Here is a 14,164-nt window from a genome sequence, read left to right as displayed (position 1 = left end):
TGCGGCTGTGTCCGTTTCTGGCACTTTGTGCCTCCTCATCGAAATCGAAAGAAAAACTCAGGCATTGATCAGCCGTTGATCAGCCGTCAATCAGCCATTGGCTCGACCGCTGTTCGTGGTCAGGATTTTCCGAACTCGCGCTGGATGAGATCGAACAGCTCGTCCGGCGTCGCGGTCTCGAGCAGGTCGTCGACCACGGGCTCCGGATCGCTCCGGTTCGCCCCTTGTGTCGCATTCCAGTGGGACAGGAGCGCTTCCAGTCGCTTGGTGATGCCGGCTCCGTCCGCGCCTTGTGGAGAAATGGACGTGAGAACGCGCTCAAGCCTCTCGATCTCCGCAACGGCTTCGGATTCGTTCACGGGTCCGCCGGCCCGGCCCGTGTTCTGCTGAGCGAATTGCTCACCGAGATGACGGACGAGATCGACGGATGTCGGGAAATCGAAAATCAGAGTTGCGGGAAGCCGGAATCCGGTCTGCTTCGTGAGCCCGTTGCGCAGTTCGACCGCCATGAGGGAGTCGAAGCCCATCTCGACGAACCCACGCCGCGGCTTTATCTGCGCGGGCGTCGTGATTCCGAGCACCCGGGCGGTCTCACCACGTACGAGTTCGAACAGAATTTCGTCACGGGCCGCCTCGTCCCCGGCAGCGGAGAGACGCTCCCGGAGGGCAGCGGCAGCGTCGCCGGTGCCGGCGGCAGGGGCCTGTTCCTGCAGGGCGGCCGCCTCGGCGAGCCGCTGGTTCTCGGGCAGATCGCCGAGCAGCGGGCTCGGCCGCATGGCCGTGAATGCCGGTGTGAAGCGGTCCCAGATCACATCGGCGACAGCCAGGCAGGTCTCGTCGCCGGTCAGCGCCTGCGCGAGCGCGGCCAGGGCACTCTCCGGTTCCATGACCGGCAGGCCACGGCGGCGCAGCATCTCCTCTTCCTCGACGTCCACGAGGCCGCCGCCGCCCCAGGGGCCCCAGGCGATCGAGGTGGCGGCCTGGCCACGGGTCCGGCGTTCCTGGGCCAGGGCGTCGAGGTAGGCGTTGGCCGCGGCGTAACCCGCCTGCCCACCACTGCCCCACACCGCGGCGATCGAGGAGAAGAGCACGAACGCATCCAGATCGGCATCCGCGAAGACGGCATCCAGATTCGCCGCACCGGCGACCTTCGCATGCAATACGTCGACCAGCTCAGCGCTCCCGATCTCGGAAAGCGGAGTGAGCTGACCGATACCTGCGGCATGGACGACGGTACGGACCGGGGTTCCGTCGGCTTCGAGGGAACGGGCGAGGGTGGTGAGGGCGGTCAGGTCGGTCGCGTCGCAGGCGACGACGGTTGCTCCGGCTCCCAGCTCCTGTATTTCTGCGACGAGTTCGTTTGTGCCGGGGGTGTCGGGTCCTCTGCGGCTGGTGAGGACGAGGTGCTGGGCGCCGTTGGTGGCGGCCCAGCGGGCGACCCGGGCACCGAGGCCTCCGGTGCCGCCGGTGATCAGGACCGTGCCCCGTACCTTCCAGTCGCTGTGCGGGCCTGCGGCGGCCCGCACGACACGCCGCACGAAGGCACCTGAGGACCGGACGGCGACCTGGTCCTCGCTCCCGCCGTCGCCGTGGTCACTGGCGTTGGCCAGGATGGTGGCGGTGCGGTCGAACGCGCGGGCGTCCAGGATCTCGGGCAGGTCGATCAGACCGCCCCAGCTCTTCGGGTGCTCCAGCGCCACGACCCGGCCCAGACCCCAGACCTGGGCCTGGACGGGGCTGCGCAGCGGGTCGGCGGGACCGGTCGAGACGGCGCCCCGGGTCAGGCACCACAACGGCGCCTCCACCCCGGCCGAGACCAGGCTCTGGACCAGGTGCAGCGTGGAGGACAGACCCGGGGAAACACCCCGGTCGGGAGCACTGTCGTCGATGCCCAGGAGGGAGACGACACCGGCAACGTCGAGGTCGGAGGGCAGGCCGGTGCCGTCCGCGCGGACGACCTGCGCACCGGCCGCACGCAGACCGGACTCGCACCAGTCCACGACATCCATGACGTCCGCAGGACCCGATTGCGGTACGACGAGCAGCCACCGGCCCGACAACGCGCCCGCCTGCGACTGCACGGGCTGTATGGGCTTCCAGGTGACGCGGTATCGCCATCCGTCGACCTCGGAACGCTGCTGCTGCCGGCGCCGCCACGACGACAACGCGGGCAGAACCTCGCCCAGCGGAGCATCGGCCGACAGCTCCAGATCACCGGCCAGCCCGGACAGATCCGCCCGCTCAACAGCCTCCCAGAACTCCGCGTCGACGGCCGAGTTCTTGTCTGTGCTGCGGGGTGCCGAGGTCTCCTTCAGCCAGTAGTGCTGGTGGTCGAAGGCGTAGGTGGGCAGATCGGTGCGCTGGGCGCCGGTGTTCGCGTAGTACGCGGCCCAGTCGACAGCCTTGCCTCGGACGTGGAGTTCGGCGAGGGCGGTGGTGAGGGCGTCGGGTTCGGTGCGGTTCTTGCGCAGGGCGGATACGAAGCCGGCCTCGTCGTCGGTGAGGCAGGACTGGCCCATGGCGGAGAGGACGCCGCCGGGGCCAAGTTCCAGGTACGTCGTGACGCCCTGGGACTCCAACTGCCGTACGCCGTCAAGGAAACGGACCGCCTGGCGGACGTGGTCCACCCAGTAATCGGCGCTCAGCAGCTCCGCGCCGGCGAGTTCGCCGGTCAGGTTGGAGACGATGGGGAGCTTCGGGGCGTGGAAGGTCAGGTTCTCGGCGATGGTCTTGAACTCGGCGAGCATGGGCTCCATGCGCGGCGAGTGGAACGCGTGGCTGACCCGCAGCCGCTTCGTCTTCGCGAAGCCGGATGCGATGGCGAGTACGGCGTCCTCGTCGCCGGAGATGACGACGGAGTCCGGACCGTTCAGAGCGGCGATCGAGACGCCGTCGACCAGCAGCGGCAGGACCTCTGCCTCGGTGGCCTGGACGGCGACCATGGCTCCGCCGGTGGGCAGTGCCTGCATGAGGCGGCCCCGGGCGGCGACCAGCGCCGCCGCGTCCTCCAGGGACCAGACGCCCGCGACGTGCGCGGCGGCCAGCTCACCGATGGAGTGGCCGAGGAGGTAGTCCGGGGTGACGCCCCAGTGCTCCAGCAGCCGGAAGAGGGAGACCTCAACAGCGAACAGTCCGGCCTGGGTGTAGACGGTCTGGTCGATCAGCTCCGACCCGTCGAACACGATGTCCTTGACCGGCTGGTCTAGATGCCGGTCGAGTTCGGCGCAGACCGCGTCGAACGCGTCGGCGAACACCGGGTACGCCTCGTACAGCTCACGGCCCATCCCGGCCCGCTGCGAACCCTGACCCGAGAACAGGAACGCCGAACGACCACCATGGACCGACCCACGCACCACACCCGGCACCGACCGGCCCTCGGACACCGCCCGCAGCAACGCCTCACGGTCCTCACCGACCACCACCGCACGGTGCTCGAAGACACTGCGCGAAGACACCAGCGACCAGCCGACATCCAACGGAGAAGCTTCCGCCAGACCGAGCAACCGCTCCGCCTGACCCGCCAACGCCTCCTCAGACTTCGCCGACAGCACCCACGGCACCACCGGCAACACCGACCCGACAAACGGCGCCTCAACAGGCTCTTCCTGCGCCTGCTCCAAAATCACGTGCGCGTTCGTCCCACTGATCCCGAACGACGACACACCCGCCCGACGCGGGCGACCACCCACCTCCGGCCACTCCCGCGCCTCCGCCAGCAACTCCACCGCACCCGCCGACCAGTCCACCTTCGACGAAGGCACACCGACGTGCAGAGTCTGCGGCAGTACGCCGTGACGCATCGCCAGGACCATCTTGATCACACCAGCGACACCCGCCGCAGCCTGCGTATGACCAATATTCGACTTCAACGAACCCAGCCAGAGGGGCCGGTCCTCCGGGCGATCCTGCCCATACGTGGCCAACACCGCCTGCGCCTCGATCGGGTCACCCAACTTCGTACCGGTGCCGTGGGCCTCCACGGTGTCCACATCGGCGGTGGTCAGGCCGGAGTTGGCCAGGGCCTGGCGGATGACGCGCTGCTGCGACGGACCGTTCGGGGCGGTCAGGCCGTTGGACGCGCCGTCCTGGTTGACGGCGGATCCGGCGACGACCGCGAGGACCTGGTGGCCCTTGCGGCGGGCCTCGGAGAGCCGCTCGACCAGCAGAACCCCGGCACCCTCGCCCCAGCCCGTACCGTCCGCATCGTCCGAGAACGACTTGCACCGGCCGTCGGCGGCCAGGCCGCCCTGCTTGCTGAACTCCACGAAACCGCTGGGCCCGGCCATCACGGTCACACCGCCGACGAGGGCCATCTCGCACTCGCCCGAGCGCAGCGACTGGGCCGCCAGGTGCAGGGCGACCAGCGACGACGAACAGGCCGTGTCCACCGTCACCGCCGGACCCTCCAGGCCGAAGGCGTAGGAGACGCGGCCCGACAGGACACTGGTGGCCGTTCCGGTCAGCAGCTGTCCACTGACACCTTCTTCACCCTGGGCGAGAGCTCCGGCACCGTACCCCTGACTGCAGCCACCGGCGAAGACACCGGTACGGGTGCCGCGTACGGACATTGGGTCGATCCCTGCCCGCTCGAACACCTCCCACGAGGTCTCCAGCAGCAGCCGCTGCTGCGGGTCCATCGCGAGGGCCTCGCGCGGCGAGATCCCGAAGAAATCCGGGTCGAAGTTTCCGGCGTCGTGCAGGAAGCCGCCCGCGCGGGCGAACCCGAGGTCCGTATCGCGGCCTCCGGAGGGTGCGTCCTCCCATCCACGGTCGGATGGGAAGCCGGTGATGCCGTCGGCGCCCGCGCTCACGAGTTGCCACAGCTGATCCGGGGACCGGACGTCGCCCGGCAGGCGGCAGCTCATTCCCACGATCGCGATCGGCTCGTCGTCGGACCCGGTCTGCTGGGACTGGCGGGCTCCGTGGGCGGTCTCCCGCTCCAGGATCCCGTCGACGAGGTGGTCGGCCAGGCCGTGGGCGTCCGGGTAGTCGAACACCAGGGTGGCGGGGAGCTGGAGTCCGGTCTCCTGGACCAGGCGGTTGCGCAGTTCGACCGCTGTGAGGGAGTCGAAGCCCAGATCGCGGAAGGCCGTCGTGGCGGGGATGGCGGACGGGTCACCATGGTTGAGCACTGCCGCCGCGTGCGTGCGGACCACGTCGAGGAGGACGGTGTGGGCTTCCGCTGCGTCGAGGCCCCGCAGCCGGTCGACCAGCTCCGGCCGACCGTTCCCCGTCGTACGCGTGAGCGCGTCGCCCACGTCGGCGTTGTCCGTCGCGTACAGGCGGGCGACTTCGGGGATGTCGCCGAGCAAGGGACTGGGCCTCAGCGCGGTGAAGGCGGGTGTGAAGCGGTCCCAGGCCACGTCGGCGACAGCCAGGCAGGTCTCGCTGTCGGTCAGCGCCTGTGCGAGTGCGATCAGGGCGTTGTCCGGTTCCATGACGGGCAGGCCACGGCGGCCGAGTTGTTCCTCGCCCTCGGCAGTCACGAGGCCGCCGCCGCCCCAGGGGCCCCAGGCGATCGAGGTGGCGGCCTGGCCACGGGTCCGGCGTTCCTGGGCCAGGGCGTCGAGGTAGGCGTTGGCCGCGGCGTAACCCGCCTGCCCGCCACTGCCCCACACCGCGGCGATCGAGGAGAAGAGCACGAACGCATCCAGATCGGCATCCGCGAAGACGGCATCCAGATTCGCCGCACCGGCGACCTTCGCATGCAATACATCGACCAGCTCAGCACTCCCGATCTCGGAAAGCGGAGTGAGCTGACCGACACCTGCGGCATGGACAACGGTACGGACCGGGCTTCCGTCGGCTTGAAGACCGGTGGCGAGGCGCGCCAAAGCTGCGCGGTCGGCGACGTCGCAGGCCGCGATGGTCACCCGTACGCCCATGGCGGTGAGTTCGTCGCGAAGTTCGTTTGTGCCGGGGGTGTCGGGTCCTCTGCGGCTGGTGAGGACGAGGTGCTGGGCGCCGTTGGTGGCGGCCCAGCGGGCGACCCGGGCACCGAGGCCTCCGGTGCCGCCGGTGATCAGGACCGTGCCCCGTACCTTCCAGTCGCTGTGCGGGCCTGCGGCGGCCCGCACGACACGCCGCACGAAGGCACCTGAGGACCGGACGGCGACCTGGTCCTCGCTCCCGCCGCCGCCGTGGTCACTGGCGTTGGCCAGGATGGTGGCGGTGCGGTCGAACGCGCGGGCGTCCAGGATCTCGGGCAGGTCGATCAGACCGCCCCAGCTCTTCGGGTGCTCCAGCGCCACGACCCGGCCCAGACCCCAGACCTGGGCCTGGACGGGGCTGCGCAGCGGGTCGGCGGGACCGGTCGAGACGGCGCCCCGGGTCAGGCACCACAACGGCGCCTCCACCCCGGCCGAGACCAGGTTCTGGACCAGGTGCAGCGTGGAGGACAGACCCGGGGAAACACCCCGGTCGGGAGCACTGTCGTCGATGCCCAGGAGGGAGACGACACCGGCAACGTCGAGGTCGGAGGGCAGGCCGGTGCCGTCCGCGCGGACGACCTGCGCACCGGCCGCACGCAGACCGGACTCGCACCAGTCCACGACATCCATGACGTCCGCAGGACCCGATTGCGGTACGACGAGCAGCCACCGGCCCGACAACGCGCCCGCCTGCGACTGCACGGGCTTCCAGGTGACGCGGTATCGCCATCCGTCAACCTCGGAACGCTGCTGCTGCCGGCGCCGCCACGACGACAACGCGGGCAGAACCTCGCCCAGCGGAGCATCGGCCGACAGCTCCAGATCACCGGCCAGCCCGGACAGATCCGCCCGCTCAACAGCCTCCCAGAACTCCGCGTCGACCGGGTCGGCGGAGGTTTCGGGGGCCGCCTTGGGCGGCGCCGGCCAGTACCGCTCGTGCTGGAAGGCGTAGGTGGGCAGATCGACGCGCTGGGCGCCGGTGTTCGCGTAGTACGCGGCCCAGTCGACAGCGGTGCCCCGCACGTGGAGCTCGGCCACAGCAGCCATGAGCGCTTCGGCCTCGGCGCGGTCCTTGCGCAGCGCCGGTACGAAACCGGCGTCCTCCGTCACGCACGCCTGGCCCATCGCGGAGAGGACTCCGCCGGGCCCGAGCTCCAGGTACGTGGTCACGCCCTGGGTTTCGAGGTGACGGATGCCGTCGAGGAAGCGGACGGCCTGGCGGACGTGGTCCACCCAGTACTCGGCGCTCAGCAGCTCCTCACCCGCAACCTCACCGGTCAGATTGGAGACGATCGGCAGCTTCGGAGCGTGGAAGGTCAGGCCCTCGGCGACCGCCTTGAACTCGGCGAGCATGGGCTCCATGCGCGGCGAGTGGAACGCGTGGCTGACCCGCAGCCGCTTCGTCTTCCCGAAGCCCGACGCGATGGCGAGTACGGCGTCCTCGTCACCCGAGATGACGACAGCATCCGGACCGTTCAGAGCGGCGATCGAGACGCCGTCGACCAGCAGCGGCAGGACTTCCGCCTCCGTCGCCTGGACGGCGACCATCGCGCCACCGGTCGGGAGCGCCTGCATCAGACGGCCCCGGGCGGCAACCAGCGCCGCCGCGTCCTCCAACGACCACACGCCCGCGACGTGCGCGGCGGCCAGCTCACCGATGGAGTGGCCGAGGAGGTAGTCCGGGGTGACGCCCCAGTGCTCCAGCAGCCGGAAGAGGGAGACCTCAACAGCGAACAGTCCGGCCTGGGTGTAGACGGTCTGGTCGATCAGCTCCGACCCGCCGAACACGATGTCCTTGACCGGCTGGTCGAGATGCCGGTCGAGTTCGGCGCAGACCGCGTCGAACGCGTCCGCGAACACCGGGTACGCCTCGTACAGCTCACGGCCCATCCCGGCCCGCTGCGAACCCTGACCCGAGAACAGGAACGCCGAACGACCACCCCGCACAGCGCCACGCACCACACCCGGCACCGACCGGCCCTCGGACACCGCCCGCAGCAACGCCTCACGGTCCTCACCGACCACCACCGCACGGTGCTCGAAGACACTGCGCGAAGACACCAGCGACCAGCCGACATCCAACGGAGAAGCTTCCGCCAGACCGAGCAACCGCTCCGCCTGACCCGCCAACGCCTCCTCAGACTTCGCCGACAGCACCCACGGCACCACCGGCAACACCGACCCGACAAACGGCGCCTCAACAGGCTCTTCCTGCGCCTGCTCCAAAATCACGTGCGCGTTCGTCCCACTGATCCCGAACGACGACACACCCGCCCGACGCGGGCGACCACCCACCTCCGGCCACTCCCGCGCCTCCGCCAGCAACTCCACCGCACCCGCCGACCAGTCCACCTTCGACGAAGGCACACCGACGTGCAGAGTCTGCGGCAGTACGCCGTGACGCATCGCCAGGACCATCTTGATCACACCAGCGACACCCGCCGCAGCCTGCGTATGACCGATATTCGACTTCAACGAACCCAGCCAGAGCGGCCGGTCCTCCGGGCGATCCTGCCCATACGTGGCCAACAACGCCTGCGCCTCGATCGGGTCACCCAACTTCGTACCCGTACCGTGGGCCTCCACGGCATCGACCTGATCGCCCGAGAGCTGAGCGTTGGCGAGGGCCTGGCGGATGACACGCTGTTGCGACGGGCCGTTCGGAGCCGTCAGACCGTTCGACGCACCGTCCTGGTTGACCGCCGAGCCGGCGACGACCGCCAGCACCTGGTGGCCCTTGCGCCGGGCCTCGGAAAGCCGCTCGACCAGCAGAACCCCGACACCCTCGCCCCAGCCCGTACCGTCCGCATCGTCCGAGAACGCCTTCACCCGGCCATCGGCGGCCAGGCCGTTCTGGCGGCTGAACTCGACGAAGCCGGCCGGGGTGGACATCACGGTCACACCGCCCGCGAGCGCCATGTCGCACTCCCCCGCCCGCAGCGCCTGGATCGCCCAGTGCAGGGCGACCAGCGACGACGAGCAGGCGGTGTCCACCGTCACCGCCGGGCCCTCCAGGCCGAAGGCGTAGGAGACGCGGCCCGACAGGACACTGGCGAGGCTTCCAATGACTCCGTGTCCGGCGAGCGCGTCGTCGGCGTTCTGGACGAGGTCGCCGTAGTCCTGGCCGTTGGTGCCGACGAACACGCCGGTGCGACTGCCCCTGAGCGAGGTCGGGTCGATGCCCGAGCGTTCGAAGACCTCCCAGGCGGTCTCCAGCATCAGCCGCTGCTGCGGGTCCATCGCCAGGGCCTCGCGCGGGCTGATCCCGAAAAGGGCCGGGTCGAAGCGGGCGGCGTCGAGAAGGAACGCACCCCGGTCGACGTACGAGGTATGCGGCCTTCGCCGCTCCGGGTCGTAGAGCGCATCGATGTCCCAGCCACGGTCGGCGGGGAAGGTGGTGATGCCGTCGGCGCCTTCGGCGAGCATGCGCCACAGGTCCTCCGGGGAGTCGACACCGCCAGGGAAGCGGCAGCTCATGCCGACGATCGCGATCGGGTCGTCGGCCCCCGTGCCGTCGTCGGCCGGGGTCCCGGTGGGACGGGTTGCGGTGTCGTCGGAACCGCTCAGCTCAGCAAGGAGATGGGCCGCGAGGGCAGCCGGGGTGGGGTAGTCGAAGACCAGGGTCGTGGGCAGCGTCATCCCGGTGACGACGCCCAGGTTGTTGCGCAGGTCCACGGCGCTCATGGAGTTGAAGCCGAGGTCCTGGAAGCTGCGGTCGCTCGGGACCTTGTCCGCGTCGGTGTGGCCGAGGACGGTCGCGGTTTCGCCGCGTACGAGGTCGAGGACGGCACGGGCCCGCTCGGGTGCGGCGAGGGACAGCAGGTGAGCGATCTGCGAGGGGGCGGCGGAGCCGCCGGGCGCGCGGTCGGCCGCGCCTGACGTAAACCGGCCGGTGGCGTCGGAGCCGCCGGAGAAGTCCGGGAGGTCGCGGAGCAGCGGGCTCGGGCGCCGGGTCGCGGTGTGCGCGACCATGCGCTCCCAGCGGATGTCCGCGACGACGACGCAGGTCTCGTCGTGTTCCAGCGCCTGCTCCAGCGCGGTCAGGGCGGTCTCGGGGTCCATGGCCCCGGCACCGATGCGCTCGAAGCGCTCTTCCGCGTCCCCTTCACCGAGGCCGGCTCCGGCCCAACGCCCCCAGGCGATGGACGTGGCGGGCAGGCCGAGGGAACGGCGTTGCTGGGCAAGTGCGTCGAGGAAGGCATTGCCCGGGGCGTAATTGCCCTGGCCGGGGGCGCCGACCGTGCCGCTGAGGGAGGAGAAGAGTACGAATGCGGACAGGTCCAGGTCTCGGGTGAGCTCGTGCAGGTTGCGGGCGCCGTGGACCTTGGCCCGCAGCGCGTACGCGATCCGGTCCGTGGTCAGCGAGTCGATGAGGCCGTCGTCGAGCGCCGCCGCCGCGTGCACGACGGCGGTGAGCGGGGTGTCGGCCGGAATGGACGCGAGGAGTTCGGCGACGGCTTCGCGGTCGTCGGCCTCGCAGGCGACGATACGCACCCGGCAGCCCGTGGCTTCGAGTTCGGCGAGCAGGGCATCGGCGCCCGGCGCGTCCGCTCCTCGGCGGCTGGTGAGGATGAGTTGCTCGGCACCGCTGCGGGCCAGCCGGCGCGCGACGTGTCCGCCGAGGGCTCCGGTGCCGCCGGTGACCAGGACGGTCCCGCCCGGGATCCACTGCCGCTCGGCGGCTGAGTCGTCGAGCGGGGCGCGGACGAGACGGCGGGCGAAGGCGCCGGTGGCCCGGATCGCGATCTGGTCCTCGTCCTCGGTACGGGCCAGGACTCGGCGCAGCTGCGCGCGGCCGCGTCGGTCGAGTTCCTCGGGCAGATCGACGATTCCGCCCCAGCGCTGCGGGTATTCGGTACCGAAGACTCCGCCGAAGCCCCAGGCCATGGCCTGGACGGCACTGACGACGGGTTCGGAGGGCCGGGCCGCCACGGCACCGCGGGTGGCGGTCCACAGGGGTGCGTCGAGGCCCGTGTCGTCGAGTGCCTGGACGAGGGCGACGGAAGCGGCGATGCCTGCGGGGACCCCCGGGGCCCGGGAGTGGTCGCTCTCGTCGAGCGGGAGCAGGGAGAGTACGCGGTCGATCCCGGACGGCTGGTCGGGGTCGGCGAGTACGTCGCGGAGCTGCTGCGCGATTTCCTCGCGGGCCTGTCCGGCCGGCAGCCGGAGGGTGATGGTCCGGTCGGCGCCGAGGGCGAGCAGGCATGCCTCGGCGAGCGGACCGCTCGCCGCCTGTTCCGGTACGACGAGCAGCGAGACGCCGGGCAGCTCCGGTACGGCGGAGGCGGAGCCGGGGATGCGCCGCCAGGTCGTGCGGTACCGCCATGAGTCCACGGTGTCGGACGCGTGGCGGCGCCGCCGCCAGTCGGAGAGTGCGGGAAGGACCTCGCTGAAGGGTGCGTCCGGGCCGACGGCCAGGGCCTGCGCGAGTGCTTCCACGTCGCCTTGGGCCACGGCGTCCCAGAACGCGGAGTCCATGGCGGGACCGTCGGTGATCGTGCGGGGACGGGACGAGGCGTTGAGCCAGAAGCGCTGCCGCTGGAAGGCGTAGGTGGGCAGGTCGACACGCTGGGCGCCGGTGTTCGCGTAGTACGTCGTCCAGTCGACGAAGGCGCCTCGGACGTGGAGCTCGGCAACGGCGGTGGTCAGCGCCTCGGTCTCGGTACGGCCCTTGCGCAGAGCCGGTACGAAAGCGGCCTCGTCCGTCACGCAGGACTGGCCCATCGCAGAGAGCACTCCGCCGGGCCCGAGTTCCAGGTACGTCGTGACGCCCTGGGCCTCCAACTGCCGTACCCCGTCAAGGAAACGGACCGCCTGGCGGACGTGGTCCACCCAGTAGTCGGCGCTCAGCAGCTCCTCACCGGCCAGTTCCCCAGTGAGGTTGGAGACGATGGGGATCCGCGGTGCATGGAAGGTCAGGCCCTCGGCGATGGTCTTGAACTCGGCGAGCATGGGCTCCATGCGCGGCGAGTGGAACGCGTGGCTGACCCGCAGCCGCTTCGTCTTCCCGAAACCGGACGCGATCGCGAGTACGGCTTCCTCGTCACCCGAGATGACGACGGAGTCCGGACCGTTCAGAGCGGCGATCGAAACGCCGTCGACCAGCAGCGGCAGGACTTCCGCCTCCGTGGCCTGGACGGCGACCATCGCGCCACCGGTCGGGAGCGCCTGCATCAGACGCCCACGCGCGGCAACGAGCGCCGCCGCGTCCTCCAACGACCACACGCCCGCGACGTGCGCGGCGGCCAGCTCACCGATGGAGTGGCCGAGGAGGTAGTCCGGGGTGACGCCCCAGTGCTCCAGCAGCCGGAACAGCGCAACCTCAACAGCGAACAGGCCCGCCTGGGTGTACACGGTCTGGTCGATCAGCTCCGACCCACCGAACACCACATCCCTGACCGACTGGTCGAGATGCCGGTCGAGTTCGGCACACACCGCGTCGAACGCGTCGGCAAACTCCGGGTACGCCCCGTACAGCTCGCGCCCCATCCCCGACCGCTGCGAACCCTGACCCGAGAACAGGAACGCAGTGTCCCCGCCCGTGACCGAGCCGCGCACCACGCCCGGTGCCGAGCGGCCCTCGGCCAGCGCTTCCAGGGTGTGCAGGAAGCTCTCGCGGTCGCCCGCGACGACGGCGGCGCCGTGGTCGAAGCGGGTTCGGGTGAGTGCCAGGGACCGGCCCAGGTCGGTGGGGGTGAGCGCGGGGTTGTCGCGTACCAGGTCGAGAAGGCGGCTTGCCTGGCCGGTCAGGGCCTGCGCGGTCCTGGCCGACAGGATCCACGGGACGGCCGGGAGGGTGCGTTGCGGGGTGACCGGTTCCGGAGCCGCCGCCGGCTCGGGCTGTTCCAGGATGACGTGGGCGTTCGTACCGCTGACTCCGAAGGAGGAAACTCCCGCGCGGCGCGGGCGATCTCCGGTGTCCGGCCAGTCGCGGGCCTCGGTCAGCAGTTCCACCGCGCCCGCCGACCAGTCCACCCGGGTGGACGGCGTTTCGGCGTGCAGGGTGCGTGGCAGCACACCATGGCGCATCGCCAGGACCATCTTGATGATTCCGCCGACGCCTGCCGCTGCCTGTGCGTGGCCGATGTTGGACTTGAGGGAGCCCAGCAGCAGAGGCCGGTCCGCAGGACGGTCCTGGCCGTACGTGTCGATGACGGCCTGTGCCTCGATGGGGTCGCCGAGGGTGGTGCCGGTGCCGTGGGCCTCGACGGCGTCGACTTCGGCTGCGGGGACACGGGCGTTGGCGAGGGCCTGGCGGATGACGCGTTCCTGCGCCGGGCCGTTGGGCGCGGTGAGGCCGTTGGACGCGCCGTCCTGGTTGACGGCGGAGCCTCGGATCACACCGAGTACGCGGTGGCCGTTGCGGCGGGCGTCGGAGAGCCGCTCGACCAGGAGCATGCCCACGCCCTCGGACCAGCCGGTGCCGTCCGCGCCGTCCGAGAAGGACTTGCATCGGCCGTCGGAAGACAGGCCGCCCTGGCGCTGGAAGTCGACGAAGGCGCTGGGGGTGGCCATGACGGTGGCGCCGCCCGCCAGGGCGAGCGTGCACTCGCCGGAGCGCAGGGACTGGACGGCGAAGTGGAGGGCGACCAGGGAGGAGGAGCAGGCGGTGTCGACGGTGACGGCGGGGCCTTCGAGACCGAAGGTGTAGGCGACGCGGCCGGAGGCGACGCTGCCGATGTTCCCGATGCCGAGCAGGCCGGCCACGCCGTCGGGGATGTCGGTGTCGGCGAGCTGGGCGGCGTAGTCGTGGTACATGAGGCCGGCGAAGACACCGGTCCGGCTGCCTCGCAGGGAGGCCGGGTCGATGCCCGCCCGCTCGATGGCCTCCCAGGAGGTTTCCAGCAGGAGGCGCTGCTGGGGGTTCATGGCCAGCGCCTCGCGCGGCGAAATCCTGAACGGGTCCGGGTCGAAGTCGCCCGCGTCGTAGAGGAATCCGCCCGCGCTCATCCCGGGGACCACGGGCTGGATGCCCTGGGGGTCGTACAGGTTCTCGGTGTCCCAGCCACGGTCGGTGGGGAAACCTCCGACCGCGTCGGTGCCGGTGGCGACGAGCTGCCACAGGTCGTCGGGGTCGGCAACGCCGCCCGGGTACCGGCAGCTCATGCCGACGATCGCGATCGGCTCGCGGTCCTTCGCCTCGGCCCGGCGCAGCCGCTCGCCGGTCTCGTGCAGGTCAGCCGTGACTCGCTTCAAGTATGAGCGGAGCTTGTCTTCGTTCGCCATCAGAGCGT

General features: G+C 70.6%; 1 protein-coding gene. It reads right to left on the bottom strand.

Going from position 1 to position 14,164, the window contains the following annotated elements:
• Positions 1–119 precede the first annotated feature (119 nt).
• Complete coding sequence (locus OG842_RS40710; protein WP_443064097.1) at positions 120–14,126, bottom strand: type I polyketide synthase; 14,007 nt, start codon at positions 14,124–14,126, stop codon at positions 120–122.
• Positions 14,127–14,164: the final 38 nt, after the last annotated feature.

Origin of the sequence: Streptomyces sp. NBC_00376 (assembly GCF_036077095.1) — a bacterium.
In the GTDB taxonomy this organism is placed as follows: domain Bacteria; phylum Actinomycetota; class Actinomycetes; order Streptomycetales; family Streptomycetaceae; genus Streptomyces.
This window is presented reverse-complemented; position numbering and strand designations above follow the sequence as displayed.